The sequence below is a fragment of the Amycolatopsis sp. NPDC049691 genome (assembly GCF_040675005.1).
GTDB lineage: Bacteria > Actinomycetota > Actinomycetes > Mycobacteriales > Pseudonocardiaceae > Amycolatopsis.
This window is the reverse complement of record NZ_JBFANX010000010.1, coordinates 104,099-130,949: the sequence shown is the minus strand read 5'-3', so window position 1 is coordinate 130,949 and position 26,851 is coordinate 104,099. Positions and strand designations below refer to the sequence as shown.

Sequence of the window (26,851 nt, the reverse complement as noted above, 5' to 3'; positions counted from 1 at the left end):
CGGTCTGGCCATGGCGCAGAAGTCGGCGGCGGTGGAGCTGGAAGTCGGGCCGCACACGGTCCGGATCTCGAACCCGGACCGGGTCTACTTCCCGGCCCGCGGCGAGACGAAGCTCGACCTGGTCAACTACTACCTCTCGGTGGGCGACGGCATCGTCAACGCGCTGCGCGAGCGGCCGTGCATGCTGCACCGCTTCCCGTCCGGCGTGGCGGGGGAGAAGGTCCACCAGAAGCGCGTCCCGAACGGCGCGCCGCCGTGGCTGGAGACCGTCCGGGTGACCTTTCCGCGCTACCACCGGCATGCCGACGAGCTGTGCGTCACCGAGCTGGCGCACGTCGCCTGGGCGGTGCAGATGTCCACAGTGGAGTTCCACCCGTGGAACTCCCGGCGCGCCGACACCGAAAAGCCCGACGAGTGGCGCATCGACCTCGACCCGATGCCCGACTGCGGCTACGACCGCGTCCGCCGGGTCGCGCACGTGGCGCACGAGATCCTCGACGAGCTCGGCGCGGTCGGCTGGCCCAAGACCTCCGGCGGCCGCGGCCTGCACATCTACGTGCGGATCGAGCCGAACTGGGGCTTCAAGGACGTCCGGCGCGCCGCGCTGGCCTTCGCGCACGAGGTCGAACGCCGGGCCCCGGACGACGTCACGACCACCTGGTGGCGCAAGGACCGCGACCCGCGGCTGCTGTTCGTCGACTACAACCAGAACGCCCGCGACCACACGATCGCGAGCGCGTATTCCGTGCGCGGCAACCCGGAAGGCACGGTCTCGACGCCGATCCGCTGGGAGGAGATCGACGACGCCGAGCCGGGTGACTTCACCATCGCGACGGTCCCGGCCCGGTTCGCCGAGCTCGGCGACCTCCACGCCGGCATCGACAAGGCCGTCTTCTCGCTCGAACCGCTGCTGGAGTGGGCCGAGCGCGACGGCCTCGAGGAGCCACCCGAAGACTGACGTATTTCCCCGGCGGGCTCGGCGCTCTGCCCGGGGTGAAGGTCGTGCTGTCGGGATTGGACGCGGGCGCGTGGAGCCTCGTGGCCTTGCAGGTGGTCCTCGAACGCGAGGGTCACGACGTGCGCGTGGCGGGCGAGGTCGTCGAAACCTGCCGCCGGGAGCGCCCGGACTGCCTGGTGCTGTCCACTGTGCTCGGCGCGTCGGGAGTGGACGTCCTGCGTCGCGTGCGTGCCGACCCCGTGCTCGCCGGCCTGCCGGTGGTGCTCGGCGGCCGGCCGGCGAAGACGCGCGCGGAACTGCTGGCGCAGGGCTTCGACGAGGTGTTCCCGGTCGCCGCCGCGGATCCCGGGGGAGCCGTGGCGGCGCTGCGGGCGTACCTGGCCCGTCAGTCCAGGCGTTCGATGACCGTCGCGTTGGCGAGGCCGCCCGCCTCGCACATCGTCTGCAGGCCGTAGCGGCCGCCGGTCTGCTCCAGCACCGACAGCAGCGTCGTCATCAGCCGGGCGCCGCTGCCGCCGAGCGGGTGGCCGATGGCGATCGCGCCGCCGTTGACGTTGACCTTCGCCGGGTCCGCGCCGATCTCGGCCTGCCACGCGAGCACGACGCTGGCGAACGCCTCGTTGACCTCGAAGGCGTCGATGTCGCCCACCGACAGCCCGGCCCGGGCGAGCACCTTGCGCGTCGCCGGGATGACTCCGGTCAGCATGTACAGCGGGTCGTCGCCGGCGACGGCGAAGCTGTGGATCCGCGCCCGCGGCCGCAGGCCGAGCGCCTTCGCCGTCTCGGAACTGGTGAGCAGCAGACCCGCCGCGCCGTCGTTGATCGGCGAGGAGTTCCCGGCCGTCACGTGCCAGCCGAGGTCCGGGAACCGCTGCTCCCAGACGTCCGCGCGGAACGCCGGCTTCAGCCCGGCGAGGATCTCGGGGGTCGTCGACGGCCGCACGGTTTCGTCGGTCGTGACGTCGACGAGCACGCCGTCCGGTCCGGGTGCCTTGAGCGGCGCGACCTCGCCGGCGAACTTCCCGTCCGCCCAAGCGCGAGCGGCCCGCTGGTGGCTTTCGGCGGAGAACTCGTCGAGCTGCGCCCGGCTGAAGCCCCACTTCGCGGCGATCAGCTCCGCGCTGATGCCCTGCGGCACCAGGCCGTCGGGGTAGCGGGCGGCGACCTGCGTGCCGAACGGGTCGCGCCCGGCCACCTGGCTGCCCATCGGCACCCGGCTCATCGACTCGACGCCGGAGGCGATCACCATGTCGTACGCGCCGGCGATCACCCCCTGCGCGGCGAAGTGGACGGCCTGCTGGCTGCTGCCGCACTGCCGGTCGACGGTCACCGCCGGCACCGACTCCGGCAGGCCCGCCGCGAGCGCCGCCCAGCGGGCGGTGTTCATGCTCTGCTCGCCGATCTGGCCGACCGCGCCGCTGATCACGTCGTCGATCCGGGCCGGGTCGACGCCCGTGCGCTCGACGAGCGAGCGCAGCGCGTGGGCGTGCAGGTCGACCGGGTGCACCCCGGCGAGCGTTCCGGTCGGCTTGCCCTTGCCGATCGGGGTCCGTACCGCGTCGACGATCACCGCGTCCGTCATGGCGTCTGCCTCCTCGCAGATCGGGGATGTCTTCGGTATACGCTCGGTAAGTTGGATTACACAACTCACCTGTACGCCAGGTCACAGGCGACTGAAGTGCTAGGTTGGATTTTCAACCCCAGGGAGGTGGCATGACCCGGCGTGGTCGCGAATGCTCGGTCGCCGAGGCCCTCGAGGTCGTCGGCGAGCGGTGGAGCCTGCTCGCGCTGCGGGAGATCATGCTGGGGGAGCGGCGGTTCAACCAGATCGCCGAGAACACCGGCGCGAGCCGGGACATCCTGGCCGCGCGGCTGCGCAAGCTCGTCGACGCGGGCGTGCTCGAGAAGCGCCGGTACGAGGACCACCCGCCGCGCTTCGAGTACCACCCGACCGAGGCGGGCCGGGCGCTGCAGCCGATCCTGCTCGGCCTGATGGCCTGGGGTGACAAGTACGTCCACCAGGGCGAACCGCCCACGCTGTGGCGGCACGCCTGCGGTGAGGTGCTGCGGCCGGCGACCGTCTGCGCCCACTGCGGCGAGCCGGTCGACGCCCCGGGCACCCACGCGATCCGGCTGGGTGCCGTGCGCTGAACTCGATCCCCGGAAGGCCTCCTCGCATCCCCCGCGAGGAGGCCTTTTTCGTGGGCGGGCGTTGACTTGAGACCTCCGTCACGGTAACTCTTGAACGAATCAGTGCAAGAACCTGACAACAGCGCGAGAAATCGAAGCAGACGTCAGGAAGATTCCGCCCAGCCCTCGACGAAGAGGTGCCCATGACGGCTGTCCCGTGCTGCCCGCGCGCGCCCCCGGGTCCGGTTCCCGCGTGCTCCCGTTCCCCGGTTCCCGCACGGCCCCCGCGCCGGGCCCGTGCGTGCTCGACGCGTCTCCCCTCCTCCCCGGATCAGAGGACCCCATGAGAACGAAGCGACTCCTGTCGCGCGCGGCGACCTACGCCGCCCTGCCCCTCCTCCTGGCCGTACCCGCCGTCGCGGCGAGCGCCGCCCCGGCCACGCCGGCCGTCGCCGCCGTCCAGCCCGCCGCCCAAGCCGCCTCCGCGACCTACACCGCCAGCAGCCAGCTCGCCGGCTACCCCGTCGCGAACGTGGGCGACGGCAACCAGGACACCTACTGGGAGAGCACCAACAACGCCTTCCCGCAGTGGGTGCAGGCCGACCTCGGTGCACCCACCGACGTCGCGCAGCTCGTGCTCAAGCTCCCCGCCGCGAACTGGGGCGCCCGCACCGAGACCTTCAGCGTGCAGGGCAGCACCGACGGGACGAGCTTCACCGACCTGAAGCCCTCCGCCGGGTACGTGTTCGACCCGGCCAAGGCCAACACGGTCACCGTGGACGTCACCGGCAAGCCCCGGTTCGTCCGGCTGAACGTCTCCGCCAACACCGGCTGGCCCGCCGCACAGCTGTCGGAGTTCGAGGTGCACGGCCCGGCAGGCGGCGACACGCAGCCTCCGTCCGCGCCCGGCAACCTCGCCTACACGCAGCCCGCGAGCGGCCAGATCCGGCTCACCTGGTCCGCTTCGACCGACAACACCGGCGTCACCGGCTACGACGTCTACGCGAACGGCCAGCTCCGCGGCAGCGTCGCCGGGACCGTCCTGACCTACACCGACAGCCAGCCGGACGGCACGACCGTCGCCTACTACGTCCGCGCCCGGGACGCCGCGGGCAACCAGTCGGCGAACAGCAACACCGTGACCCGCACCGGCACCCAGGCCGGTACGAACCTGGCACTCGGCAAGCCGATCACGGCGTCGTCGACGGAGTTCACCTACGTGGCGGCCAACGCCGACGACGGCTCCCTGACCACGTACTGGGAAGGCGGCGGCGGGACGTACCCGAACCTGCTGACCGTCGCGCTCGGCTCGAACGCCGACCTGAACCAGGTCGTCGTCAAGCTCAACCCGGACGCCTCGTGGGGCCCGCGGACGCAGACGATCGCCGTGGAAGGCCGGGACCAGGCTTCGAGTGCCTTCACCACGCTCGTTCCCGCGCAGACCTACAGCTTCAGCCCGTCGAGCGGCAACACCGTCACCATCCCGGTTTCCGGCCGGGCCGCCGACGTCCGCCTGCGCGTCACCGCCAACTCCGGTGCCGGCGGCGGGCAGGCGGCGGAGTTCCAGGTCTTCGGCGTCCCCGCGCCGAACCCGGACCTGACCGTCTCGGGCGTGTCCTGGTCGCCGCAGAGCCCCGTCGAAACCGACGCGATCACCGCGTCGGCCACCGTCCGCAACGCCGGGACGGCCGCCTCGGGCGCGACGAACGTCAACCTCTACCTGGGCACCACCAAGGTCGGCACCGCGAACGTCGGCGCGCTCGCCGCCGGCGCGTCGACGACCGTGTCGGCGAACATCGGCACCCGCGACGCGGGCAGCTACCAGCTGACGGCGAAGGTCGACGAGGCCAACGCCGTCATCGAGCAGAACGAGGCCAACAACTCCTACACGGGCTCGACGGCACTCGTCGTCAGCCCGGTGCAGAGCTCCGACCTCGTCGCGGCCACGGCGTGGTCGCCGGGCAACCCGTCCGCGGGCAACACCGTCACGTTCACCACGACCCTGCGCAACCAGGGCACCGTGGCGAGCGCGGCCGGCGCCCACGGCATCACGGTGACGATCACCGACCAGAACGGCACCGTCGTCAAGACGCTGTCCGGCAGCTACTCCGGGGCCATCGCCGCGGGAGCCACCGCGGCGCCGGTCACCGTCGGCACCTGGACCGCGGCCAACGGCAAGTACACCGTCAAGACGGTCGTCGCGAACGACGCCAACGAGCTGCCGGTCAAGCAGGCCAACAACACCGGCACGCAGGCGCTGTTCGTCGGCCGGGGCGCGAACATGCCCTACGACATGTACGAGGCCGAAGACGGCGTCGTCGCCGGGGGCGCTTCGGTGATCGGGCCGAACCGCACCATCGGCGACCTCGCGGGCGAAGCGTCGGGCCGCAAGGCCGTGACGCTGAACTCGACCGGCTCGTCGGTGGAGTTCACCACCCGCGCGTCGACCAACACGCTCGTCACCCGGTTCTCCATCCCGGACTCCGCGGGCGGCGGCGGCATCAACGCGACGCTGAACGTCTACGTCGACGGCACGTTCCTCAAGGCCATCGACCTGACCTCGCACTACGCGTGGCTCTACGGCGCCGAAACCGGCCCGGGCAACTCGCCGGGCACCGGCCCGCGCCACATCTACGACGAGGCCGGCACGATGCTCGGCACGACCGTGCCCGCCGGGCACAGGATCAAGCTGCAGAAGGACGCGGCCAACAGCACGAACTACGCGATCGACTTCGTCAACTTCGAGCAGGCCACCGCGGTCGCGAACCCGGACCCGGCGCACTTCGCGGTGCCCACCGGGTTCACGCAGCAGGACGTGCAGAACGCCCTCGACAAGGTCCGCCAGGACGCGACCCTCACCGGCGTCTACCTGCCGGCCGGGAACTACTCGCTGTCGAGCAAGCTGAACGTCTACGGCAAGGCCGTCACGGTCACCGGCGCCGGGCCGTGGTTCACGAAGTTCTCCGCGCCTTCGGGCCAGGAGAACACCGACATCGGCATCGACGTGCAGTCGAGCGCGAACGGCTCGACGTTCAGCGGGTTCGCCGTGTTCGGCAACTACACCTCGCGCATCGACGGCCCCGGCAAGGTGTTCAACCTGACGAACGTCGCGAACCTGACGATCGACAACATCTGGGTGGAGCACCAGGTGGTCATGGTGTGGGGCACGAACGTGGACAACACCACGATCAAGAACTCCCGGATCCGCGACACCTTCGCCGACGGCGTCAACCTCACGAACGGGAGCACCGGCAACCACGTCACCAACAACGAGGCCCGGTCCACCGGTGACGACAGCTTCGCGCTGTTCGCCGCCACGGACATCAACCAGGGCAACCAGTACGACAACGTGTTCGAGAACCTGACTTCGCTCACCCCGTGGCGCGCGGCCGGGCTGGCGGTGTACGGCGGGTACAACAACACCTTCCGCAACCTCTACATCGCGGACACGCTGACGTACTCGGCGATCACGATCAGCTCGCTCGACTTCGGCTACCCCTTCCTCGGGTTCGGGCCGCAGCCGACGACGGTCCAGAACGCCTCGCTCGTCCGGGACGGCGGCCACTTCTGGGGCCAGCAGACCTTCCCGGCGATCTGGCTCTTCTCCGCGTCCAAGGAGTTCCGCGGCATCCGCGTGTCCGATGTGGACATCCAGAGCCCGACCTACAGCGGCATCATGTTCCAGACCAAGTACGACGGCACCACGCCGGAGCACCCGGTCGAGGACACCGTGCTGACGAACGTGTCGATCACCGGCGCGCACCGCAGCGGGGACGCCTTCGACGCCAAGTCCGGGATCGGGATCTGGGCCAACGAGCTGCCGGAACCGGGTCAGGGCCCGGCCGTCGGGTCGGCGACCTTCACCGGGCTGACGCTGAGCGACAACGACGAGGACATCCGCAACAAGACGACCACGTTCACCATCATCCGCAACTGAGAACACGTGTGGTGCCCGCCGGGAAACCGTTTCCCGGCGGGCACCGCCGTGCCAGGATGACGCCGGAGGTGGTCGACGTGCGGATCCTGGTCACCGGCGGCACCGGGCAGCTCGGCTCGGCGGTCGTGGCGCGGCTGCGGGCGGCGGGCGAGGAGGTCCGCGTGCTGAGCAGGCGGGCCGGGCCGGAGGTGGTCCGGGGCGACCTGCGGACCGGGCGCGGCATCGACAGCGCCGTGGCCGGCGTCGACGTCGTCGTCCACTGCGCCACCGACTACTTCGGGCGCGAGGCCACGCTCGCCCGGACGCTCGTCGAAGCGGCGCGCTGGGCGGCTGTCCCGCACCTGGTCTACGTCTCGATCGTCGGCGTCGACCGCGTCCCGCTCGGCTACTACCGCGCCAAGCACGAGACCGAGGAGCTCATCGCCTCCTCGGGCCTGCCGTACACGATCCAGCGGGCGACGCAGTTCCACGGCCTGGTCCGCACGCTGCTCGCGGGCGCGTCCCGGCTGCCGGTGGTGCCCGTGCCGCGGATCTCGTTCCAGCCCGTGGACGTCCGCGACGTCGCCCGCCGGCTGGCGGCGCTGGCCCAGGACGACCCGGCGGGACGGGCACCCGACTTCGGCGGCCCGGAGATCCTGACGGCGACCGAGCTGGCCCAGGCGGTCGGCGAGGCGACCGGGCGGGTCCGGCGGATCGTGCCGCTGAAGGTGCCGGGGGAGACGTTCCGGGCCTACGCCGACGGCGGCCACCTGACGCCCGGGCACCGCGAAGGCGAGATCACCTTCCGGGAGTACCTGAAGGAGCGGGTCGACGCGGGTGAGCCGCACGACCGGAGGCGTTAGTCCACCGGCGTGTAGTCACCGCCGAGCCGATCGGCGTGCGTCGATACGCGGGTGGCGAAGCGCCCTTGGACCACGCGGACGAAGGAGCCGTCCAGGGGGAACACGAGCACGAACTTGTTTCCCTCGTTCCCCCGCCGCAGGGCGCCCTCGACGAGGTTGCCGAGGAACTCGATGATGTCGCGTTCGACCTCCTCGGCGAACTCACGCTGGTCCGGCCGCGCGATGTCGTACAGGTCGGTGTCGATGTCGTAGGTGGCGCGCCTGCCGGTCACCGGATCCCGCGCCTCGAACTCCAGCCCGAGCCACCGGCGCGGCTCGACGACCACCGTGGCCCGCCACGTCGAGCCGCCGAGCCGCCACGTCGAGCCGGAGCCGGTCTCCTCGGCGGCCACCGTCCACGACGTGGTCGCCTGGAGTTCGCGCAGGAAGGCGAGGAGCCGCCGCCCTCGCGGCCGGGAGCCGGTCACGACGCACCACAGTACAAGCCGCTGAAAGTAACCGGATAATTACGAAGAATCTTGACCTCGGGTTCGGATAGGTCATATGTTTGGCGGGCTGCCCGCCGGTCCCGCCTTCAACGCCGAACGGATCCGACATGTCGAACCCTCCCTCTCGCCGTACCTTCTTCAAGCTCGGTGGCGCGGTCGGCGCCGGTCTCGCCTTCAGCGGCGCTCCTGCTTTCACCGCAAGCGCAGACGTGCTGCGTCCGGCCGCGGCGGACCTCGTGCCGGACGCATGGGCGACGACGCTGTGGTACCCGGCACCGGGGGCCGAGGGCAAGATCATCGAGCAGGGCCTGCCGATCGGCAATGGTCGGATCGGTGGCCTCGTCGGCGGCGACCCGGCCGCCGACTTCCTCTACCTCGCCGACGCGTCGCTGTGGACCGGCGGCGCCAACGACGTCCTCGACGACGACGGCCAGTTCCCCTACGACCGCGAGAAGTTCGGCACGCTCGGCCTGCTGGCGAAGCTGCGGATCTCGGTGCCGGCGCACACCGGCGTGACCGACTACCGGCGCACGCTCGACCTGAGCAACGGCGTCGTCGTGATCACGTACCGGCACGAGGGTGTGCGGTACCGCCGCGAGTACTTCGCGAGCCACCCCGACGACGTCGTGGTGATCCGGCTCAGCGGCGGGCCTGTCACGGGCTCGGTCTCGCTGGAGCCCACCCGCGGCGAGGCCATGTCCGGCGAGGCGGCGTTCACCGGCACCTTCGCCAACGGCTTGAAGTACGCGTGCACGGTCGCCGGCGAAACCACCTTCAGCGGCAGCCGGGACGTGGTCATCGTCCTGAGCGGCGGCACGAACTACGTGCCCGACGCGGCGCGGAAATTCCTGGACGCGTCCCTCGATCCCTTGGCGCTGGCGAAGCAGAAGGCGGCGAAAGCCTCGCGCGCCGGGGGAGCCGCGCTGCTGGCCACCCACGTCGCCGACTACCGGCGCCTCTACGACCGGATGACCGTCGACCTGGGTCAGTCGCCGCCGGCGAAGCGCGCGCTCGACACGTGGTCGCGCCTGGTGGCCCGCCACGACGACCCGGCCACCCCGGACCCGGAACTGGAGGCGAGCTACCTGCAGTTCGGGCGGTACCTGACGATCACGGGCTCGCGCGACGGGCTGCCGATGGGCTTGCAAGGGCTGTGGCAGAACAGCAACACGCCCGACTGGATGAGCGACTACCACACCGACATCAACGTCCAGATGAACTACTGGCTGGCCGACCGCGCGGCGCTGCCCGAGAGCTTCACTGCGCTGGCCGACTACTGCCTCGCGCAGCTTCCCGTGTGGACGGACAGCACCAAGCGGCTGTTCAACGACCCGAGGAACCGCTTCCGCAACACCAGCGGCAAAGTGGCGGGCTGGGCGGTCGCGTTCTCGACGAACATCTACGGCGGCTCCGGCTGGTGGTGGCACCCCGGTGGCAACGCCTGGCTGTGCAACTCGCTGTGGGACCACTACGCGTTCACCCAGGACAAGGCGTACCTCGCGCGGATCTACCCGCTGCTCAAGGGTGCGGCCGAGTTCTGGGAGGCCCGGCTGGTCCCGATGACCGTCGACGGCCGCGAGGTGCTCGTCGACGACCACGACTGGTCGCCCGAGCACGGCCCGCAGGACACCCGCGGCAACACCTACTCCCAGGAGATCGTCTGGGACCTGTTCGAGCACTACCGCGAAGCCGTCGCGATCCTCGGCCGCGACCGCGCCTACGGCGACCGGATCGCGGGACTGCAGAAGAAGCTCTACCTGCCGAAGGTGAGCCCGACGAGCGGCTGGCTCGAAGAGTGGATGTCGCCGGACAACCTCGGCGAGACGACGCACCGGCACCTGTCCCCGCTGATCGGCTTCTTCCCGGGCGACCGGATCGCCGCCGACACGGCGCCGCCGGAGCTGCTCGACGGCGTGCGCGCGCTGCTCGTCGCGCGCGGGATGGACAGCTACGGCTGGGCGACCGCGTGGCGCTCGGCGTGCTGGGCGCGGCTCAAGGACGCCGACCGCGCGTACCAGCTGCTGCTGACGGTCCTGCGGCCGTCGGTCGCCAACGGCAACGGCACCGCGCCGAACTTCTTCGACATGTACAGCCAGGGCAGCTACACGATCTTCCAGATCGACGCGAACCTCGGCGCGCCGGCGGCGATGGCCGAGATGCTCGTCTACTCGCGGCCGGGCGTGCTGGAGCTGCTGCCGGCGCTGCCCTCGGCGTGGGCCCGGTCGGGCCGGGTGACCGGGATCGGCGCGCGCGGCGGCTTCGAGGTGGACCTGGCGTGGCGCGACGGGAAGGTGACGCGGGCGGTGGTCCGCAGTGTCGGCGGGACGCGGACGGAGGTGCGCGCGGGGCGGTGGCGCCGGGCGATCACCCTGCGGCCGGGGCAGTCGGTCACGGTCCAGCCAAGTTGAGGAGTAACCTCCGGAAAGTGGTGTAGTGTTCAACCACTTTCTTCGGACCGGAGGTCATCGTGAACGTCGTCCTGTGGATCGCGGCGGGCCTGCTCGCCGCGCTGTACCTCGCCGCCGGCGGCATGAAGCTCGCGACACCGCGCGAAAAGCTGCTGGAGAACCCGAACATGGGCTGGGTGGCGGACTTCTCCGACGCGGCCGTCAAGGGCATCGGCGCGGTCGAGGTCCTCGGCGCGGTCGGGCTGATCCTGCCGTGGGCGCTCGACATCGCGCCCGTGCTGACGCCGCTGGCCGCCACCGGACTGGCGGTGATCCAGATCGGCGCGATCGTCGTGCACGCACGGCGCAAGGAAACCAAGGCGCTGCCGATGAACGTCGTGCTGCTGGTGCTGGCGGCGTTCGTGGCGGTGGGCCGGTTCGCCGGCTGAGACCTCCGGAGGGCCTAGCAGTTCGCCGGGGACCCGCTGTGGCGGACCTCGATCCGCCGGCCGGAGAACAGGGCCGCCCACAGCGCCGTCCACTGGCGGGGTTCCCGCCGCCGCCGGACGGGGTGGGGCGGCCCGGCCCGGTACTCCATCTCCACCCGCACCCAGTCGTAGATCCAGTCGCCGCGCATGGTCTCTTCCTCTCGTAGGTCTTCCGAGGAACTTCACGGTCGTCCTGAGGGGCCGGGCGCCGCATGGGGTGAACGCGCAGTCTCCGGCGTCGCGATCCCTTACTAGGCTCGGCGACGTGCCTGCGACCACTTACCTGTTCGTGCCCGGCGATCGGCCCGACCGCTTCGGCAAGGCCGTGGCGAGCGGCGCCGACGTCGTGCTCCTGGACCTCGAAGACGCCGTCGCCCCGGCGGACAAGGACTCCGCCCGCGCGGCGGTCGCGTCCTGGCTCGAGAACAACCGGGCCGCCGTCCGGATCAACGCCCCCGGCACGCCGTGGTTCGACGCCGACGCCGCCTTGGTGGCCGCGCGCGGAGTGCCGGTGGTCGTGCCGAAAGCGGAAACGCCCGGCGTGCTCGCCGGGTTCCGCGAGGTCGTGGCCCTGGTCGAGACCGCGCGTGGCGTCGAACGCGCCGGCGAGCTGGCCGCCGTCCCGTCGGTGAGGCGGCTGGCGTTCGGCCACGTCGACCTGGCCGCGGAGCTCGGCGTCGCACCGGAGGACCCGGAACCGTTCGCCTACGCGCGCTCGCGGCTGGTGATCGCGTCGGCGGCGGCCGGGCTCGCCCCGCCGCTCGACGGCGTCACGACGGACCTGCGCGACGACGACCGGCTCGCCGCCGACGTCCGGTACGCCCGCCGGCTGGGCTTCGGCGGCAAGCTGTGCATCCACCCGCGTCAGGTCGACCCGGTGCGGCTGGGCTTCGCGCCGACCGAGTCGGAACGCGAGTGGGCCCGCCGGGTCGTCACGGCGGGGGCGTCGGCGTCCACTGTGGACGGGTTCATGGTGGACCGGCCGGTGCTGGCCCGCGCCCGGCGCATCCTGGGGGACTAGGGGCGCCCTGGCGTGCGCGGAGCGAGTCGGCGAGACTGCCCCGATGGCTTCCGAATACGTCCAGAGCGACCAGTTCCGCGGTGCCCGGATCCACCTGTGCGACCTCGCGGGCCTCGAGATCCGCGATTGCGAGGTGACCGGCCTGAAGATCGTCGACTGCTACGGCAGCGACATCTCCCTCGGCGGCGACTTCGCACGCCTGGTCGTCAACGACGTCGACGTGACCGCCTACGTCGAGGCCGAGCTCGACCGCCGGCACCCCGCACGGGTGCTGGCCCGGGACGCGGCCACTCCCGAGGACTACCGGGCCGCTTGGGACGCCATCGAGAAGATGTGGAGCGCGACGCTCGACCGGGCGAGGCTCCTGCCGGAAGCCGCGCTGCACGAGCGGGTCGACGGCGAGTGGTCGTTCGTCGAGACCCACCGCCACCTGCTGTTCGCCTGCGATGCCTGGCTCGGCAACGCCGTGCTGGAGGAGGAAGCGCCCTACCACCCGCTGGGCTATCCCGCCGGCGGGACGCCGCCCGCCGAGGCGGCGAAGCTCGGCCTCACCCTCGAAGCCACCCCGACGCTCGACGAGGTGCTCGCAGCGCGGCTCGCCCGCATGGCGGTGATGCGGCGGGTCGTCGACGCGCTCACCCCGGCCGAGCTCGACCGGGTGTGCGGTCGCAAGCCGGCCGACCCGTACCCCGAGCAGGAGTACGTCGTGCGCCGCTGCCTCAAGGTGGTCCTGAAGGAAGAGGCCGAACATCACCGTTACGCGGTGCGTGACCTCGCGGTGCTCGAGTCGGGTGCGTCCTAGGGCCGGCGGCCCCGGAACGTACGGCGCAGGTCGTCCACCCAGGCGCCGGGGTTCTCCCACGGGATGAAGTGCCCGCCGTGGTCGTGGGCGGCGACGTTGACGTGGTTGAACCACGCCGCCTGCGGCCCGTTCTCGAACGCCCGCACGCGCTCCTCGGCGGAGTGGATGCCCGGCGGGTTCTCGTAGGTGACGAAAGTGAGCCCGGTCGGCGCCTCCACGCGCGGGGTGCGGTCGTGGGACGGCGTCCACGGGTAGCGGTTGGCGTTGGCGTAGTAGCGCATCGACGTGGCGATCGAGTTGGTCGCCCAGTAGATCGTGGCGTGGGTCAGCAGATCGTCCTTGGTGAACACGGACTCGACGTCGCCGCCGTTGTCGCTCCACGCCGTCCAGCGCTCGAGCAGCCAGGCGAGCAGGCCGGCGGGGGAGTCGCTGAGGCCGTGGGCGAGGGTGGCCCCGTCGAGCATGTGCACGGTGAGGTGCGCCGCCGAGCGGTGGTCCAGCTCGATGATCCGGGCGCGGATGTCGGCGGGCTGGTCGTCGGTCAGGGGCCGGTTGCGGGTGAAGCTCCACGCGCGCGGGCCGGTGAAGAAGTCGAGCGGCAGGCCGGAGCCGATGTGGATGCCGTACAGCTCGGCGGCGTACTTGTGGCCGAGCTGGCTCGTCACGATGCCGCCGATGTCGCAGCCCCCGGCGGCGTACTTCGCGTAGCCCAGGGTTTCGGTCATCAGCGTGTGCCAGAGGTCGGACACCTTCCAGAAGTTGACGTCCGGGAAGCCGGTGAGCGGGCCCGGGAACCCGAAACCGGGCAGCGACGGCACGATCACGTCGAACGCGTCCGCGGGGTCGCCGCCGAAGGCGGCCGGGTCGGCCAGCGGGTCGATCACCTTCGCCCAGTGCCAGAAGGTCCACGGCCAGCCGTGGGTGAGGATCAGCGGGACCGGGCGCGGGCCGCGGCCGGGCTTGCGCAGGAAGTGCACCGGGACGCCGTCGACGTTCACTTCGTAGTGCTCGTAGGCGTTGATGGCCGCTTCGGCCTTGCGCCAGTCGAAGCCGTCACGCCAGTAGGCGACCAGTTCGCCGAGGTAGCCGGCCGGGACGCCGTAGGACCAGTCCTCGTTGCCCTCGTCCACCGGCGGCCGGGTCAGCGCGAGCCGGGCGCGCAGGTCGTCGAGGACCTCGTCGGGCACGTGGATCGGGCTGGGCGCCAAGGGAAAGGCGGTCATGGCGGCCATTCTCGCAGACGGCCGCGGGCAAGATCACCTCCTTTACACGACGCCCCGGCGCCGCAGGTCCGCCGCGTCGAACCCGAACTCGGCCAGCACCGCGTCGGTGTGCTCGCCCAGCGCCGGCACCGGGTCCATCCGCGGCGCCCGGCCCGCGACGGTGATCGGCGGCAGCGTGGCCCGGACCGGCCCGCCCGGCGTCGCCACCTCCGCGAACCGGTCGCGCGCCGTGAGCTGCGGGTGCGCCAGGACGTCGGGCAGGTCGCGGCGGCGCGCGTGCGCGATCCGGCCCCGGCGCAGCCGCGACTCCAGTTCGGCGCCGGTCAGCCGCCCGAAGATCGCGTCGATCTCGCGTTCCAGCTCCGGCCGGTGGGCGACGCGGGCGCTGCCGGTGGCGTACCGCTCGTCGGTGACCCACTCCGGCCGCTCGACGGCGTGCTCGCAGAACGCCGCCCACTCGCGTTCGTTCTGCACCGCCAGCACGATCTCGGTCCCGTCGCCGGCGGCGAAGGTGCCGTACGGCGCGATCGCCGGATGACTCGTGCCGGTGCGCGGCGGGGGCGTGCCGCCGTAGCCGGCGTAGTAGAGCGGGAACCCCATCCACTCGACCAGCGAGTCGAACAGGCTGACCTCCAGCTCGGTCCCCTGCCCGGTGCGTTCGCGGTCGTAGAGCGCGGACAGGATGCCGGAGAACGCGTACATCCCGGCGCCGATGTCCGCGGCCGGGATGCCGCTCTTGGCGGGCTCGGTCTCCGAGCCCGTCACCGAGACCAGGCCGGCTTCGGACTGGATGAGCAGGTCGTACGCCTTCGCGTCGCGGTAGGGCCCGCTCGAGCCGTAGCCCGACACCGAGCACGTGATCAGCCGGGGCCGCGACGCGCGGACGGCCGCCGCCCCGAGCCCGAGCCGGTCCGCGACGCCGGGGGCGAAGTTCTGCACGAACACGTCGGCCCGGTCGAGCAGGGCCGTCATGACCGTTGCCGCGGCGTCGCTCTTGAGGTCGAGCGTGACGCTCTCCTTGGACCGGTTCAGCCAGACGAAGTGGCTGGACTGGCCGTGCACGGTTTCGTCGTACGCGCGGGCGAAGTCGCCGGTGCCCGGCCGCTCGATCTTGACCACCCGGGCCCCGAGGTCGGCCAGGTGCCGGGTCGCCAGCGGCGCGGCGACCGCCTGTTCGCAGGACACGACGGTGACGCCGGCGAGGGGCAGGGAGCGCATGGCCGCATCCTGCCACCGGAGGTCAGATCGCGCGGGCGATGGCGATGTTCCCGGCGAGCCGCTCGCCGGCCTCGTAGACCATGTATTCGCGGCCTTGGTAGGTGCCGAAGCTGGGCGCCGCGGACCGCCCGTTGTCCGGGGCGCCGGCGAGCGGGGTGTGGAAGACGCCGAGATGGTCTCGCTTGGAGAAGTCGGTGCCGACCTCGGTGATCATCAGCTTCCCGCCGTGGGCGATGTCGGTGTTGTAGACGACGTACGTGCTGCCGTTGCGGTACAGCAGGTGCGGGCCACCGATGTCGTTCGCGCCGACGTCGGTGTGGCGCACGAGCGGCGTCTGCGAGAACGTCCAGTTCAGCGCGTCGGGCGACCAGCCCCAGCCGATGTCGCGGTGGTTCGTGGTGTTGTTCAGCATGAACACCATGACGTACCGGGCGTTCTTCGCGGGCAGGTCCTGGCGGAACACCCGCGCGTAGGACGTCTCGGTGGTGCCGGCGGGCTGCAGCCGCGTCGAGAGGACTTCCTTTTCGTAGGTGAAGTGGATGCCGTCGGCGGAGCTGGCCAGCCGGGTGACGGTGTTCTCGCCGTGGAAGTACAGGTAGATCCGGTTGACGTCGTCGTTCCACAGCGCGTGCGGCGAGGAGACGTGGCTGACGGAGTACTCGCCGGGCCAGGAGTTCTCGATGATCGGGTTGCCGGCGTACTCGGTGAACTCCTCGTCGAGGGAGTTCGCGTAGGCCAGGCAGATCCCGCCCGGGGCGTCGTGGGGCGCGTAGTAGAGGTAGTACGCGGCGAGCGCGTCCGGGATGCGGCCCTTGGTGCCGCGGATGCACGGGAAGATCAGCTCGCCGGTCGGGTTGTAGCGCAGCTTGCTCTTGACGAGGGCGAGCCGCTGGTAGCGGTAGTCCGGGAAGCCGGCGGGGGCCGCGGTGGCGGTGGCGGGGAGGAACGCGCCCGCGCCGAGCGCGGCGGCGCCGGCCAGCAGGCCGCGTCGGGTGAGGGTCATGACCGCTCCTTCGAGGTCTCGGATGCGGCGACGGTGCCACGGCCACCCGGGCGATACAAGAGAGTAATACGTATTAGTACGGTCGGGACAGGTTTGCCGGAGTTTCGGGCAAACCCGTTGACTCCCCGCCGGGCGCGCTTGCAGGCTGGATCGGATCGGCTGACTCCGAGCGAGGTGGCGATGGGCAGGGTCCGGCAGGCCGACATCGCGCGCGTGGCGGGGGTCTCGCAGGCGACGGTCTCGGTGGTGCTGGGCGGCAACCGCGCCGGGGTCCGGCTTTCGGAGCGGACGCGGCTGCGCGTGCTGGAGGCGGCCGAACGGCTCGGGTACGTGCCCGATCCGGTGTCCTCACGGCTGATGTCCGCGCGCAACAACCTGCTCGGCCTCTACACGTTCACCCCGGCGTTCCCGGACATCGCCGACGGCTGCTACCCGATCCTGGCGGGTGTCGAGGCGGAGGCGGCCGCGCTCGGCAAGGACCTGATCATGTTCACGGCGTCGAGCGCGGCGCCCGACCGGATCCGCCGCACCCGCCTCGCCGACGGCTGCCTGTTCCTCGGCAGGCACGTCCCGGTGGACGCGCTCGCCGGCCTGCTGGACGCGGGCTTCCCCCTCGTCTGCATCGGACGGCGCACCGAGCTGGACGGCCGCATCCCGCACGTGGGCGCGGACTACGTGACGGCGTCGGCGGAGGTGGTCGGGCGGCTGGCGCGGGCGGGCCACCGGCGCGTCCGGTACCTGCGCGAGCCGGACGACGCGCCTTCGTCGGGCGACCGCGAACGCGGGGTGCGCGGCGCGGCGGCCGACGCGGGCCTGTCCCTGGCGGTGACCCGCACCGACGGCACGGACCTCGCGCCGGCGACGATCGCGGGCTGGCTGGCCGACGGCGTGACGGCGCTGGTCGTCGAAGAGACCGACACGTCCGCGGTGTTCGAGGGCACGCGCCGGGCCCTGCGCGCGGCGGGGGTTTCGGTACCGGGCGACGTCTCGCTGGCGGTGCTCGGGCGGCCCCCCGGCGGGACGGCGGGGCCGGTGGTCAGCGGGTTCGAGGTGCCGAGGCGGGCGCTGGGCCGGGCGGCGGTGCGGCTGCTGGCGTCGCTGGTCGAGCCGGGGACGGGGGAGCCGGTGCCGCACCGCCTGCTGCCGTGCCCGCCGGTGGCGGGCGAGACGATCGCGACGGTCGCCTGAGTCAGAGGCATTCCGCCAGCGCTGCCAGCAGCAGCGAGCCCCGCCGGTCGGTGTCTTCGGGCTGGAGCTCGCTCGTCGTGAACGAGAACCCCAGTTCCGCTTCCGGCCACGCCCCGTGGCGGCCGCCGCCGGCGCCCGAGTGGCCGAACGCCACGTTCGCCGGCCCGTACGTTCCCAGCGGGTCGGCCAGCTCGAAGCCCAGTCCGAAGTGGACCGGCCGGTCGTTGAGCGCGTCCGTGCCCGCCGCCCACGTCGACGTCGCTTCCGCCAGCACCGAAGCGGGGACCAGGCCCGCGCAGATCCGGTCGTACAGCCGCGCTACCGCCGCCGCGGTCCCGGTCGCGCCGCCCGCCGCCAGCTCGGCCCGGCGGTACGCCGCCGAGTTGATCGTCCCGGGATCCAGGAGCCCGCGGTACATCCGCTCCACGATCCGCCGCCGGGCCGGGTCGTGCAGGAACGTGCTGATCCGGTAGTCCGGCGACCGCGTCAGCCGCGCGACGCGGTGGTCCTCCGCCGCCGGCGTGCCGAGGTGGACGTCGAAGCCGCCCAGCAGGGAACGCACGACCGCGCCGGCCGAGGAGCCGGTGACCCGGCGGATCAGTTCCGTGCACAGGTAGCCGTACGTCGCCGCGTGGTAGGCGACCCGCGAACCGGGTGTCCACAGTGGACGCTGCGCGGCGAGTGCGACGGCGTTGGCCCGGTTGTCCAGGAAGGGCACGTCCGCCTCGACGTACGGCAGCCCGATCGTGTGGGACAGCACGTGCGCCACGTCCCCCGACGGGAACTCCGGCCAGTAGCGCGACACCGGCGCCGCCGGGTCGATCCGCAGCAGTGCCATGACCGTCGCGACGATCCCCTTGGTCCCGGAGAACAGCACGACGAGCGTGTCCCGCGTCCAGCCCGGCCCGCCCCACAGCTCGACCAGCACCTCGCCCCGGCGCACGACGCTGAACGCCGCCCCGCCGGACGTCCGGGCCAGCACCGTCGCGAACGCGTCCCGGACCGGCTCGAACCCCGGCGCCACCGTGCCCTTCACAGGCGCGGCGTCGCGGCCAGCAACTCGCGCGTGTAGGCGTGCGAGGGTGCGTCCAGCACCGTCCGGACGGGACCTTCCTCGACGATCGAACCGCCCCGCAGCACCGCGATGCGGTCGGCGACCTCACCGGCGAGGGCGATGTTGTGCGTCACGAACAGCATCGCCATCCCCAGCTCGCGCCGCAGTTCGCCGAGCAGCTCGACGATCGTCGCCTGCACCGAGACGTCCAGTGCCGACGTCACCTCGTCGCACACCAGCACGTCCGGGGTGGTGACCAGCGCCCGCGCGATCGCGGCGCGCTGGCGCTCACCGCCGCTGAGCTGCTCGGGCAACCGGTCGGCGAGCGCCCGCCCGAGCCGGACGCGGTCGAGCACCTCGCCGACCCGCGCGCGGCGCTCCGCACGAGACAGCGACGTCAGGCGCGTCAACGGCACCTCGATCGACTGGGCCACCGTCCGGCGCGGGTTGAGCGAGGAGAACGGGCTCTGGAACACGTACTGGATCCGGCGCCGCTGCTCGTCCGACCGCTGCCGCGTCGAAACCGCCAGGCTGGTACCGGCCAGCGACACCGTCCCGCGGTAGGCACGCGTGAGCCCCGCGATGCACTGCGACAGCGTGGTCTTCCCGGAGCCCGACTCGCCGAGCAGCAGCAGGCACTCGCCGCGCGCGACCGAGACGTCGACCCCGCGCAGCACGACGTGCTGTCCATAGGAGACGGACACGCCCTTCGCCGCGAGCACCGGCTCCTCGGCCGGCGGCGGCTCGCGGACCGCGTCCGGATCGGGCACCGCGTCGAGCAGCCGCCGCGTGTAGGCGTGCGACGGCGTCCGCAGCACGGCCGGAGCCGGCCCGCATTCGACGATCGAGCCGTGGTACATCACCGCGACCCGGTCGGCGATCTCGGCGACCACCGCCAGGTCGTGGGTGATGTACAGCGCGGCGACGCCGTGTTCGGCGGTCAGCGCCCGGACGGTCTTCAGCACCAGCGACTGCGTGACGACGTCCAGCCCGGTGGTCGGCTCGTCGAGCACGACGACGGCGGGCCGGCACGCGAACGCCATCGCGATGCCGACGCGCTGCTGCTGCCCGCCCGACAGCTGGTGCGGGTAGCGGCGCCGGTACCGCGGGTCCGCCGGCAGCCCGACCTCCGCCAGCACCGCGCCGACGCGCTCGTCGACCGAGCCGGGGTAGCCGTGGGTTTCGAGGACCTCGGCGATCTGCGGCCCGATCCGCAGCGCCGGGTTGAGCGACAGCGCCGGGTCCTGCGGGATGTAGGCGACCGTGCGGCCGCGCAACCGCCGCCGGGCCGCGGCGTCCAGCGAAAGGACGTCCTCGCCGTGCACGGTGATCCGCCCGCCGGACGCGGTCAGCCCGCGCCGGAAGTGCCCGAGCGCGGCGAGCCCGGCGGTGGTCTTGCCGGACCCGGACTCGCCGACCAGTGCCAGGACTTCGCCGGGCGCGACCGCGAAGGAGACGTCGTCCAGGACGGGCACCCCGGCGGTGGTGCGGACCGAGAGCCCGGTGACTTCCAGGGCGGCGTTCATGCGCGGGCCTCCCGCTTCCGGCCGGCGGCGGCCGTGCCCAGCGCGTCGGCCACCAGGTTGGTCCCCACGGTCAGCGCGGCGATCGCCAGCACCGGCAGCAGCACGCCCCACGGCTGGACGACGAGCGCGATCCGGTTCTCGTTGATCATCAGGCCCCAGTCGGCCGACGGCGGCTGGATGCCGAGGCCGAGGAACGACAGCGACGCGATGTACCCGATCGAGTAGGTCAGCCGCAGCCCGATCTCGACCATGAGCGGGCCGGTGATGTTCGGCAGGATCTCCCGCAGCAGGATCCGCGACCGCGGCACGGCGTACATCTCGGCCGCGCGGACGTAGTCCTGGCCCGCCACGGCGACGGTGGCCTGCCGCGCGACGCGGGCCGTGCGCGGCGCGTGCGTCAGCCCGATGACCAGCACCAGCAGCCAGCCCTCCGGCCCGATCACCGCGATCGCCAGCAGCGCGATCACCAGCTGGGGGAAGGAGAGCAGGACGTCGTTGCCGCGCATGAGGAAGCTGTCGAGCCGCCCGCCGCCGTAGCCGGCGACCATGCCGAGCAGCGCGCCCAGCACGATCCCGAGCACGGTGGCCAGCACCGCGTAGAGCAGCAGCGTCGTGCCGCCGGCCAGGAACCTCGTCAGCACGTCGCGGCCGAGGCCGTCGGTGCCGAAGACGCCGTCGTGCTTGAACGGCTTCCCGGCGAAGCCGGTCGTGGTGTGCCCGGTGAGCACCGGCCCCAGCCACGGCCCGAGCAGGGCGATCAGCACCACCACGAGGGTGAGCGCCGTGCCGATCTTGGCCTGCGGGAACGTCCACGCGGTGCGGAAGAGCCCGCCGGAGCGCGCGGGCGGGGCGGCTTCGGCGACGCTGCCGGGGAGTTCGACGGCGGTCATCGGCCGGCCTCCGTCCTGAGTTTCGGGGTGGCGAGGATGCCGACGACGTCGGCCAGCAGGTTCACCACGATGTAGACCGCGGCGATGAGCAGCGTGATCGCCTGCACGACGGCGACGTCCCGCTTGGCGACGGCGTCGATGAGCGCCTGGCCGATGCCGGGGTAGCGGAACAGGAACTCGACGACCACGACCCCGCCGGCGAGCCAGGCCAGCTGCAGCGCGACGACCTGCGCGACCGGGCCGATCGCGTGCGGAAGCGCGTGCCGGACCAGCACGGTCCGCTCGCGCATGCCCTTGAGCCGCGCCATCTCGACGTACCCGCTGTCGAGGACCTCGTTCATGGTCGCCCGCATCATCCGCGTGATGTACGGCGTGACGACCAGCACGAGCGTGAGCACGGGCAGCACGAGCTGGGCCGGCTGGTCCCACACCGCCTCGCCGGGCGCGGTGATCGTGACGGACGGGAAGATCTTGACCACCGTCGTCGAGAGCAGCACGACGAGCGCGACGCCGATGACGAACTCCGGCAGCGCGGCGATCACCAGGCTGACACCGGAAACGACCTGGTCGGTGGCGCGGCCGCGGCGGATCGCGCTCCACGTGCCCAGGCCGAGGCCGAGCGGGGTGGCCAGCACCGCGGCGACGGCCAGCAGCACGAGCGAAGCCGAGATCCGGTCGCCCAGCAGCGCCGTCACCGGGCCCTGGGTCGAGGTCGACGTGCCGAGGTCACCGGTGAACAGGCCACCGAGCCAGCCGAGGTAGCGCTGCCACACCGGCAGGTCCAGGTGCAGCTGGTGCTGCAGCGCGGCGACGCGCTCGGGGGTGGCCTGCTGGCCGAGGACGGCCCGCGCGGGGTCGCCGGGCAGTAGCAGCGTCGCGACGAAGACCAGCAGGGACACCACCCAGAGCACGAGCACGCTGACGAGCAGCCGGCGCAGGATCAGGCGGGTCATCTCAGGCCTCCCCGCTCGTGCCGAGCCAGGCGTCGCGGAACCGGTAGCCGCTCAGCGAGACGCCGGTGCGGTCCGGGACGAGCCCGGCGACGTACTTCCGGTGGGCGTCGACCTGGTTGACGAACCCCCAAACGATCAGCCCGCCGCGCTCGTACTCGATCCGCTGCGCCCGTTTGAGCAGTTCGGTCCGCGCGGCGGGGTCCACTGTGGACCCGGCACGGGTGACGAGGTCGACGAACTCCGGGTCGTGCCAGTGCGTCTCGTTGTACGGCGACTTCGGCAGCGAGCCGTTCGCGACCTGGGGCAGGTAGTTGCGGGTGTACCAGAAGTCCTGCGCGAAGTCCCAGGAGAGGTAGTTCTCGCCGTAGAACGTCGTGGTGTCGAGCTTGCGGATCCGGACGGTGACGCCCGCGGCCTTGGCCTGCTGCTGGAACACCTGCGCCGCCTCGACCGCGCCCGCCTGGATGGGCGCGGTGACCAGCTCGACGTCCAGTGCGGAGTGGCCGGCCTCGGCGAGGAGCCGCTTGGCCGCGGCGATGTCCTGCCTGCGCTGCGGGAGTTCCTTCGCGTAGGCGGGATCGAAGGGTGCGTAGAGGTCGTTGCCGAGCCTGCCCTGTCCGCTGAGGACCTGGTTGATCATCTGCTCGCGGTCGACGACCAGCCGCAGGGCCTGGCGCACCCGGACGTCGTCGAAGGGCGGCCGGTCGACCCGCATGGTGAACGGCAGCCACGTGCCGGTCTGGGCGGTGAGCACCTGGATCCGCGGATCGCTGTTCAGGACGTCCACCAGCGCCACCGGCACCTGGTCGATCGCGTCCACCTGGGAGGAGAGCAGCGCGTTGATCCGGGCGTCGTCGTCGGCGAAGTTGATCAGCACCAGCTCGTCGAGGTAGGGCTGTCCCGGCCGCCAGTAGTGCTCGTTGCGGCGGAACGTGCTCTGCAGCCCGGGGCTGAACGAGCCCGCCCTGAACGGGCCGGTGCCGATCGGGCGCGCCAGGTCGAAGTCCGCCGGGACGATGCCGAGCGAGTACTGGCCGAGCAGGTCGTCGAACCCCGCGTTCGGCGTGCTCAGCCGGAACTCGACGGCCCGGTCTCCGCTCGGCACGACCTCGGCCAGCATGCTCAGGCCGGCCGCGCCGCTCTTGGGGTCCTTCGGGTCCGTGATCCGCTTGAAGGTGGCGACGACGTCGGCCGGCGTGACCGGGCGGCCGTCGTGGAACCGGACGCCGTCGCGCAGGACGGCCGTCCACGTCCGGGCGTCCGGCGACGCGGTGAGCGACCGCGCCACGAGCGGCTCGAGCCGGTAGTCGTGGTCGCGGGCCAGCAAGGGCTCGTACAGGTTGATCACCCGGGCGATGTCGGGGTTGGTCGCCGGGGTGTGCGGGTCGAGGGTGTCGGAGGCGCCGCCGCCGGTGACGCCGACGCGCAGCCGGCCGCCGGAGCGCGGCGGCCCGGTCGGCACGGGCGCGGCGTACGTCGTGCCGCAGCCGGCGGCCAGCAGCGTGACGCCGGTGGCCGCGAGGAACCTTCGTCGGGTGAGGGGGCTACATCGCTCTTCCATGGTGGGGACTTCCGGTGGGAGCGGGTGTTCGGGTCAGGCGATGGCGCGCCCCGCGTAGTCCGGGACCGGGTTCAGGTACCGCTCGAGCCGCTCCACGGCCGCGGCCGGGAGCGGCGAGGCTCTGCTGCCCGTGACGTGGATCGCGAGGATCTCCTCGGTGGCGACGAGGTCGCCGTCGACGCGCATCTCGTGGCAGAGCCGGACCTTCTTGCCGCGGGCGGCGAGCACCCGGGTCGTGACCTCGAGATCGGCGTCCGGGCCCACTTCCCGGAGGTACCGGACGTGGGCCTCCACGGTGTACAGCGAGGAGCCGCTGAGGTGCGGGCCCAGGCCGGCGGTGTCCATGAGGAACGTGGTCGCGTCGCCGAACACCAGCACGTAGTACGGCTCGGACAGGTGGCCGTTGTAGTCGATCCACTCCGGACGGACGCGGTCGCGGTAGGACAGTTCAGCCATCGCGGGCCTCCCGGACGGCGCGCTGGATCGCGATGACGGCCCGGTCGCGCTCGGCGACGAGGTCGGCGATCGTGCGTCCGCCGGCCTCGTCTTCGCAGCCCTCGACCACGGCGTCCCGCAGCGCGGTGGTCAGTTCCGGGGCTTCGAGGCGGGTCCACGGCGACTTCAGCGACGGCCCGAAGTGGTCGAGCATGTGGGCCATGCCGCCTTCGCCGCCGGCGAGGTGGAAGGTGAGCATCGGGCCCTGGACCGGCCAGCGCAGGCCGGGGCCGTCGGTGATGGCGGTGTCGATCTGCTCGACCGTGGCTTCGCCGTTCGCGACCATGTGCAGCGCCTCGCGCCACAGCGCTTCCTGCAGCCGGTTGGCGATGAAGCCGGGGACCTCGCGGTCCATGGTGATCACCGTCTTGCCGACGCGCCGGTAGAAGGCGGCGGCGTGCTCGACGGCCCACTTCCCGGTGCGGCCGCCGCCGGCCACTTCGACCAGCGGGATCAGGTAGGGCGGGTTGAAGGGGTGCCCGACGACCAGGCGGTCCGGGGTCGCGGCGTCGGCCTGCATCTCGGTCATGCCGTAGCCGGACGTCGAGGACGCGACGACGATCCCGGGCGCGGTGACGGCGTCGATCTCGGCCAGCAGCTTTTGCTTGAGGGCGAGGTCCTCGGGCGCGCTCTCCTGGACGAACACGGCACCGTCGACGGCTTCGGCGAGGGTGGCCGTGACGACGAGGTTGTCCCGGCTCGCTCCTTCGGCCAGGCCGAGCGAGGTGAGGGCGGGCCAGGCGGCGTCGACCAGCCTGGTCAGCTTCGCCTCGGCGGCCGGCTCCGGATCCCAGGCGCGGACGTGGAACCCGCGGGCGAGGAAGTGCGCGACCCAGCCGCCGCCGATCACGCCGGCGCCGACGCAGGCGACCGTCTCAGGCATGGACGCGCTCCTTCAGGCCGAGGATCTCGCGGGCGCGGGAAGCGCTTACCACCGTGGCGCCGAGGTCCTCGACGATCCCGGTGGCGCGCTCCACGAGCTGGCCGTTGGTGGCCTTGACGCCCTTGGCGAGGTACAGGTTGTCCTCCAGGCCGACCCGGACGTGCCCGCCCAGCAGGACCGACTGCGCGACCCAGGGCATCTGGTCCCGCCCGATGGCGAAGGACGCCCACTGCGCGTTCGCGGGCAGCAGGTTCACCATCGCCTGCAGCAGCCCGGGGTCCGGGGGAGCGCCGTAGGGGATGCCCATGCAGAGCTGGAAGAGCGGGGGAGCGTCGATCAGCCCTTCTTCGACCATTTTGGACGCGAACCACAGGTGCCCGGTGTCGAAGATCTCCAGCTCGGGTTTGACGCCGAGCTCCTGGATGCGCTTGGCGCCGGCGCGCAGCATGTCCGGAGTGGACACGTAGAGCTGGCTGCCTTCGCCGAAGTTGAGCGACCCGCAGTCCAGGGTGCAGATGTCCGGAAGCAGCTCTTCGACGTGCGGAAGGCGATCCAGAGCGTTGACGAGGTCGGTGCCGTCGACCGGCTTGAGCGGGTCCTCCCGGTCGATGACCAGGTCGCCGCCCATGCCCGCGGTCAGGTTGACGACGACGTCCACTTCGGACTCTTTGACCAGCCGCACGACCTCGCGGTAGAGCGCGACGTCCCGCGAGGGCGCGCCGGTTTCGGGGTCCCGGACGTGGATGTGGACGACGGCGGCCCCGGCGTTGGCTGCCTCGACGGCACTCGCGGCGATCTGCGCGGGCGTGACGGGCACGTGCGGGCTGCGGCCGACGGTGTCGCCGGCCCCGGTGAGGGCGCAGGTGACGATGACCTCGTGGTTCATCATTCCCCTTTCACGATGGACCTCTCGATGAAGTCGTGCAGGTGCGCGCGCATGCTTTCGGCGGTGCTGCCCGGGCGGCCGGTCAGCACCTGGATGCCGAGGCCGTCGATCAGCGCCGTGAGCCGGGTGGTCGCCACGTCCGGGTCGACGACCGAGAAGACCCCCTGCTCGCACCCCGAGCGGATGGTCATGGCGATCGTGCGCTCCCAGCGGCCGATCGAGTCGTGGTACAGCGAACGGAAGGACGGGTCGAGCGCGACCTCGTTCCACACCTGCAGCCACACCGACCACTCCGCGCGCAGGACGCCGTCGGCCGGGAGCTGCAGCTCGACCAGCCGCAGCAGCCGGTCGTGCGCGTCGGCGATCGAGTGCAGCTCGGCCACCTGGCGGTCGAACGCGAGCTTCACGTTGCGCCGCAACGCTTCGTTGAGGACTTCGGTCTTGCTCGGGAAGTGGTAGTGGATGGCCGCGGTGCTCGTGCCGCACGCCTCGGCGATGTCGGCGATGCGCACCTTGTGGTAGCCGCGTTCGGCGATCAGCGCCCAGGCCGTCTCCAGGATGCGGCGGCGCGGTTCGGACTGGGCGAGGTGGTCGGGGTCGTCGCTCGCCGGGCGGGCGGCCGGCGCGGGCACCGCCGTGACGGTGACCGCGTCGTCGCTGCCGTTGAGCAGCCAGTTGACCGTGACGCCGCAGTACTCGGCGACGCGGACCAGTTCGTGCGGCGAGAACCGGCGGGTGCCGTTCAGCGCCTTGGACAGCTTCGTTTCGTCGAGCCCGATCGCGGCGGCGAACTCCCGCTGGGCTCCCGGCATGGCCTTGACCAGTCCGCGGACCCGGTCCCGCAGCTCGGCGGTTTCGTCCATGCCAGGAGACGGTAACCCCGCGTTGCGATAATCGCAATCCTTGACTGATGAGTCA

25 protein-coding genes are annotated in these 26,851 nt (G+C 72.0%); 10 read left to right on the top strand and 15 right to left on the bottom strand.

What is annotated here, in order from left to right:
* The first annotated feature begins 10 nt into the window (after positions 1-10).
* Positions 11-958, top strand: coding sequence for a non-homologous end-joining DNA ligase (gene ligD, locus AB0J40_RS23725; RefSeq protein ID WP_364456541.1), 948 nt, complete (start codon positions 11-13; stop codon positions 956-958).
* Positions 959-1,002: 44 nt separating this feature from the next.
* Positions 1,003-1,413 carry a hypothetical protein gene (locus tag AB0J40_RS23720; protein WP_364456539.1) on the top strand — a complete coding sequence of 137 codons (411 nt, stop codon included), beginning with the start codon at positions 1,003-1,005 and terminating at the stop codon, positions 1,411-1,413.
* Here AB0J40_RS23720 and AB0J40_RS23715 read toward each other — a convergent pair.
* Positions 1,344-2,540, bottom strand: a complete 1,197-nt coding sequence (locus AB0J40_RS23715) for a thiolase family protein (protein WP_364456537.1) — start codon at positions 2,538-2,540, stop codon at positions 1,344-1,346. The genes AB0J40_RS23720 and AB0J40_RS23715 overlap by 70 nt on opposite strands.
* A 131-nt stretch (positions 2,541-2,671) precedes the next feature.
* Between AB0J40_RS23715 and AB0J40_RS23710 the strand changes: the two genes are divergently transcribed.
* The 3 genes from AB0J40_RS23710 (at position 2,672) to AB0J40_RS23700 (ending at position 7,867) form a co-directional block, all read left to right on the top strand.
* The gene (locus AB0J40_RS23710; RefSeq protein WP_364456536.1) at positions 2,672-3,109 is read left to right on the top strand and encodes a helix-turn-helix domain-containing protein; all 438 of its coding nucleotides are present in this window, start codon (positions 2,672-2,674) and stop codon (positions 3,107-3,109) included.
* A gap of 322 nt (positions 3,110-3,431) precedes the next feature.
* Positions 3,432-7,025, top strand: coding sequence for a discoidin domain-containing protein (locus AB0J40_RS23705; RefSeq protein WP_364456534.1), 3,594 nt, complete (start codon positions 3,432-3,434; stop codon positions 7,023-7,025).
* 56 nt (positions 7,026-7,081) lie between these two features.
* Complete coding sequence (locus AB0J40_RS23700) at positions 7,082-7,867, top strand: NmrA family NAD(P)-binding protein (protein WP_364456532.1); 786 nt, start codon at positions 7,082-7,084, stop codon at positions 7,865-7,867.
* On the opposite strand, the gene AB0J40_RS23695 is transcribed toward AB0J40_RS23700, so the two are convergent.
* A complete protein-coding gene (locus AB0J40_RS23695; protein WP_364456530.1) occupies positions 7,864-8,334 on the bottom strand; it encodes a hypothetical protein in 471 nt (156 codons plus the stop codon). The genes AB0J40_RS23700 and AB0J40_RS23695 overlap by 4 nt on opposite strands.
* Before the next feature lie 128 nt (positions 8,335-8,462).
* Between AB0J40_RS23695 and AB0J40_RS23690 the strand changes: the two genes are divergently transcribed.
* On the top strand, positions 8,463-10,763 hold the full coding sequence (locus AB0J40_RS23690; protein ID WP_364456529.1) for a glycoside hydrolase N-terminal domain-containing protein: 2,301 nt from the start codon (positions 8,463-8,465) through the stop codon (positions 10,761-10,763).
* Between the two features lie 59 nt (positions 10,764-10,822).
* Positions 10,823-11,191: a DoxX family protein gene (locus AB0J40_RS23685; RefSeq protein WP_364456527.1), complete on the top strand. Its 369-nt coding sequence runs from the start codon at positions 10,823-10,825 to the stop codon at positions 11,189-11,191.
* A gap of 14 nt (positions 11,192-11,205) precedes the next feature.
* Here AB0J40_RS23685 and AB0J40_RS23680 read toward each other — a convergent pair whose 3' ends face one another.
* Positions 11,206-11,379, bottom strand: coding sequence for a hypothetical protein (locus AB0J40_RS23680; RefSeq protein ID WP_364456525.1), 174 nt, complete (start codon positions 11,377-11,379; stop codon positions 11,206-11,208).
* 116 nt (positions 11,380-11,495) lie between these two features.
* Between AB0J40_RS23680 and AB0J40_RS23675 the strand changes: the two genes are divergently transcribed.
* Positions 11,496-12,251, top strand: a complete 756-nt coding sequence (locus tag AB0J40_RS23675) for a CoA ester lyase (RefSeq protein ID WP_364456523.1) — start codon at positions 11,496-11,498, stop codon at positions 12,249-12,251.
* 43 nt (positions 12,252-12,294) lie between these two features.
* Positions 12,295-13,053, top strand: a complete 759-nt coding sequence (locus AB0J40_RS23670) for a DinB family protein (RefSeq protein ID WP_364456522.1) — start codon at positions 12,295-12,297, stop codon at positions 13,051-13,053.
* On the opposite strand, the gene AB0J40_RS23665 is transcribed toward AB0J40_RS23670, so the two are convergent.
* From AB0J40_RS23665 to AB0J40_RS23655, 3 genes are read right to left on the bottom strand one after another with little or no spacing between them, the layout of a single operon-like run.
* Entirely contained in the window at positions 13,050-14,276 is a 1,227-nt protein-coding gene (locus tag AB0J40_RS23665) for an epoxide hydrolase family protein (RefSeq protein ID WP_364456521.1), read from the bottom strand. The genes AB0J40_RS23670 and AB0J40_RS23665 overlap by 4 nt on opposite strands.
* A 42-nt stretch (positions 14,277-14,318) precedes the next feature.
* Positions 14,319-15,494, bottom strand: a complete 1,176-nt coding sequence (locus AB0J40_RS23660) for a CaiB/BaiF CoA-transferase family protein (RefSeq protein ID WP_364456519.1) — start codon at positions 15,492-15,494, stop codon at positions 14,319-14,321.
* 22 nt (positions 15,495-15,516) lie between these two features.
* Complete coding sequence (locus tag AB0J40_RS23655) at positions 15,517-16,497, bottom strand: hypothetical protein (protein ID WP_364456517.1); 981 nt, start codon at positions 16,495-16,497, stop codon at positions 15,517-15,519.
* 180 nt (positions 16,498-16,677) lie between these two features.
* Here AB0J40_RS23655 and AB0J40_RS23650 point away from each other — a divergent pair, with 180 nt between their 5' ends.
* A complete protein-coding gene (locus tag AB0J40_RS23650) occupies positions 16,678-17,685 on the top strand; it encodes a LacI family DNA-binding transcriptional regulator (RefSeq protein ID WP_364456515.1) in 1,008 nt (335 codons plus the stop codon).
* A gap of 1 nt (position 17,686) precedes the next feature.
* Here AB0J40_RS23650 and AB0J40_RS23645 read toward each other — a convergent pair whose 3' ends face one another.
* The 9 genes from AB0J40_RS23645 to AB0J40_RS23605 are packed head-to-tail and all read right to left on the bottom strand — an operon-like array spanning position 17,687 to position 26,796.
* On the bottom strand, positions 17,687-18,721 hold the full coding sequence (locus AB0J40_RS23645) for a serine hydrolase domain-containing protein (protein ID WP_364456513.1): 1,035 nt from the start codon (positions 18,719-18,721) through the stop codon (positions 17,687-17,689).
* Complete coding sequence (locus AB0J40_RS23640; protein ID WP_364456512.1) at positions 18,718-20,265, bottom strand: ABC transporter ATP-binding protein; 1,548 nt, start codon at positions 20,263-20,265, stop codon at positions 18,718-18,720. The genes AB0J40_RS23645 and AB0J40_RS23640 overlap by 4 nt, the downstream gene beginning before the upstream one ends.
* Positions 20,262-21,155, bottom strand: a complete 894-nt coding sequence (locus tag AB0J40_RS23635) for an ABC transporter permease (protein ID WP_364456510.1) — start codon at positions 21,153-21,155, stop codon at positions 20,262-20,264. The genes AB0J40_RS23640 and AB0J40_RS23635 overlap by 4 nt, the downstream gene beginning before the upstream one ends.
* On the bottom strand, positions 21,152-22,108 hold the full coding sequence (locus AB0J40_RS23630) for an ABC transporter permease (RefSeq protein ID WP_364456508.1): 957 nt from the start codon (positions 22,106-22,108) through the stop codon (positions 21,152-21,154). The genes AB0J40_RS23635 and AB0J40_RS23630 overlap by 4 nt, the downstream gene beginning before the upstream one ends.
* 1 nt (position 22,109) lies before the next feature.
* Positions 22,110-23,669: an ABC transporter substrate-binding protein gene (locus tag AB0J40_RS23625; protein WP_364456506.1), complete on the bottom strand. Its 1,560-nt coding sequence runs from the start codon at positions 23,667-23,669 to the stop codon at positions 22,110-22,112.
* A gap of 33 nt (positions 23,670-23,702) precedes the next feature.
* Positions 23,703-24,125: a thioesterase family protein gene (locus tag AB0J40_RS23620; protein WP_364456504.1), complete on the bottom strand. Its 423-nt coding sequence runs from the start codon at positions 24,123-24,125 to the stop codon at positions 23,703-23,705.
* Positions 24,118-25,047, bottom strand: coding sequence for a 3-hydroxyacyl-CoA dehydrogenase NAD-binding domain-containing protein (locus tag AB0J40_RS23615; RefSeq protein WP_364456502.1), 930 nt, complete (start codon positions 25,045-25,047; stop codon positions 24,118-24,120). Before AB0J40_RS23615 ends, AB0J40_RS23620 begins: the two co-directional genes overlap by 8 nt.
* Entirely contained in the window at positions 25,040-25,933 is an 894-nt protein-coding gene (locus AB0J40_RS23610) for a 3-keto-5-aminohexanoate cleavage protein (protein ID WP_364456500.1), read from the bottom strand. Before AB0J40_RS23610 ends, AB0J40_RS23615 begins: the two co-directional genes overlap by 8 nt.
* Positions 25,933-26,796, bottom strand: coding sequence for a TetR/AcrR family transcriptional regulator (locus AB0J40_RS23605; RefSeq protein WP_364456498.1), 864 nt, complete (start codon positions 26,794-26,796; stop codon positions 25,933-25,935). The genes AB0J40_RS23610 and AB0J40_RS23605 overlap by 1 nt, the downstream gene beginning before the upstream one ends.
* Positions 26,797-26,851 lie beyond the last annotated feature (55 nt).

Bases quoted from the DNA above. Each gene is read 5' to 3' on its own strand.
- AB0J40_RS23635 (WP_364456510.1), bottom strand. From the start codon at position 21,155: ATGACCGCCGTCGAACTCCCCGGCAGCGTCGCCGAAGCCGCCCCGCCC.
- AB0J40_RS23655 (WP_364456517.1), bottom strand. From the start codon at position 16,497: ATGACCCTCACCCGACGCGGCCTGCTGGCCGGCGCCGCCGCGCTCGGC.
- AB0J40_RS23700 (WP_364456532.1), top strand. From the start codon at position 7,082: ATGACGCCGGAGGTGGTCGACGTGCGGATCCTGGTCACCGGCGGCACC.
- AB0J40_RS23680 (WP_364456525.1), bottom strand. From the start codon at position 11,379: ATGCGCGGCGACTGGATCTACGACTGGGTGCGGGTGGAGATGGAGTAC.
- AB0J40_RS23610 (WP_364456500.1), bottom strand. From the start codon at position 25,933: ATGAACCACGAGGTCATCGTCACCTGCGCCCTCACCGGGGCCGGCGAC.
- AB0J40_RS23710 (WP_364456536.1), top strand. From the start codon at position 2,672: ATGACCCGGCGTGGTCGCGAATGCTCGGTCGCCGAGGCCCTCGAGGTC.
- AB0J40_RS23615 (WP_364456502.1), bottom strand. From the start codon at position 25,047: ATGCCTGAGACGGTCGCCTGCGTCGGCGCCGGCGTGATCGGCGGCGGC.
- AB0J40_RS23650 (WP_364456515.1), top strand. From the start codon at position 16,678: ATGGGCAGGGTCCGGCAGGCCGACATCGCGCGCGTGGCGGGGGTCTCG.
- AB0J40_RS23620 (WP_364456504.1), bottom strand. From the start codon at position 24,125: ATGGCTGAACTGTCCTACCGCGACCGCGTCCGTCCGGAGTGGATCGAC.
- AB0J40_RS23660 (WP_364456519.1), bottom strand. From the start codon at position 15,494: ATGCGCTCCCTGCCCCTCGCCGGCGTCACCGTCGTGTCCTGCGAACAG.
- AB0J40_RS23665 (WP_364456521.1), bottom strand. From the start codon at position 14,276: ATGACCGCCTTTCCCTTGGCGCCCAGCCCGATCCACGTGCCCGACGAG.
- AB0J40_RS23715 (WP_364456537.1), bottom strand. From the start codon at position 2,540: ATGACGGACGCGGTGATCGTCGACGCGGTACGGACCCCGATCGGCAAG.
- AB0J40_RS23690 (WP_364456529.1), top strand. From the start codon at position 8,463: ATGTCGAACCCTCCCTCTCGCCGTACCTTCTTCAAGCTCGGTGGCGCG.
- AB0J40_RS23630 (WP_364456508.1), bottom strand. From the start codon at position 22,108: ATGACCCGCCTGATCCTGCGCCGGCTGCTCGTCAGCGTGCTCGTGCTC.
- AB0J40_RS23625 (WP_364456506.1), bottom strand. From the start codon at position 23,669: ATGGAAGAGCGATGTAGCCCCCTCACCCGACGAAGGTTCCTCGCGGCC.
- AB0J40_RS23705 (WP_364456534.1), top strand. From the start codon at position 3,432: ATGAGAACGAAGCGACTCCTGTCGCGCGCGGCGACCTACGCCGCCCTG.
- ligD (WP_364456541.1), top strand. From the start codon at position 11: ATGGCGCAGAAGTCGGCGGCGGTGGAGCTGGAAGTCGGGCCGCACACG.
- AB0J40_RS23640 (WP_364456512.1), bottom strand. From the start codon at position 20,265: ATGAACGCCGCCCTGGAAGTCACCGGGCTCTCGGTCCGCACCACCGCC.
- AB0J40_RS23605 (WP_364456498.1), bottom strand. From the start codon at position 26,796: ATGGACGAAACCGCCGAGCTGCGGGACCGGGTCCGCGGACTGGTCAAG.
- AB0J40_RS23670 (WP_364456522.1), top strand. From the start codon at position 12,295: ATGGCTTCCGAATACGTCCAGAGCGACCAGTTCCGCGGTGCCCGGATC.